Origin of the sequence: Vibrio sp. Isolate34 (assembly GCF_022397915.1) — a bacterium.
GTDB lineage: Bacteria > Pseudomonadota > Gammaproteobacteria > Enterobacterales > Vibrionaceae > Vibrio.
This window is the reverse complement of record NZ_JAKEUO010000054.1, coordinates 1-910: the sequence shown is the minus strand read 5'-3', so window position 1 is coordinate 910 and position 910 is coordinate 1. Positions and strand designations below refer to the sequence as shown.

Here is a 910-nt window from a genome sequence, read left to right as displayed (position 1 = left end):
TCCCCCGGTTTGCCTCCTGTTGCTATGTATTCACAACAGGATACTTACTTATGTAAGTGGGTTTCCCCATTCAGGAATCCCAGACTTAAAGGTTATTACTACCTAATCTGGGCTTATCGCAAGTTATTACGCCTTTCATCGCCTCTGACTGCCAAGGCATCCACCGTGTACGCTTAGTCACTTAACCATACAACCCGAAAGGGTCTTAGCGTATGGCAACTAACCAAGGTTTTTGGTTGTCATTAAGAAGGGTTAATTCTCAATGACTGTTTGCCGGACTCAATTTCGATTCAAACTAAGTTTGAATCACTCTTTATTTCCACTTTTAAAAAGTGAAGACAAAAAGCCAAGACACTTGAATGTGTTTGTTGTGTTTACCTAAAAGGTAAACATTGAGAACTTTTAAATTTGATTAACTTAATTACAGCCTTGAGCTGTTTGATTTCACTTTTTAAAGTGAAAACCAATTAAGTAATCAGTCAGCTTTCCAAATTGTTAAAGAGCTTGATTCAGTAAATGAACCATTTTTAAAGACACTTAAATAAATGTACTTAAAGATGGTATCCCGTAGGGGAGTCGAACCCCTGTTACCGCCGTGAAAGGGCGGTGTCCTAGGCCTCTAGACGAACGGGACATAGGTTACTCTTAACTGTTTAAACATATCAATCTGTGTGGACACTTATCGTGAGTATCTTCGTATAAGGAGGTGATCCAGCCCCAGGTTCCCCTAGGGCTACCTTGTTACGACTTCACCCCAGTCATGAACCACAAAGTGGTGAGCGTCCTCCCCGAAAGGTTAAACTACCCACTTCTTTTGCAGCCCACTCCCATGGTGTGACGGGCGGTGTGTACAAGGCCCGGGAACGTATTCACCGTAGCATTCTGATCTACGATTACTAGCGATTCCGAC

General features: G+C 42.4%; 1 tRNA gene and 2 rRNA genes. All 3 read right to left on the bottom strand.

Features of this window, described 5'->3' with window-relative positions:
- A 23S ribosomal RNA gene (locus L1D22_RS22145) occupies positions 1-187 on the bottom strand; the annotation flags it as partial.
- Positions 188-558: 371 nt separating this feature from the next.
- Positions 559-634: transfer RNA gene (locus tag L1D22_RS22140), tRNA-Glu, on the bottom strand.
- A gap of 65 nt (positions 635-699) precedes the next feature.
- Positions 700-910 (bottom strand): 16S ribosomal RNA (locus L1D22_RS22135); the annotation flags it as partial.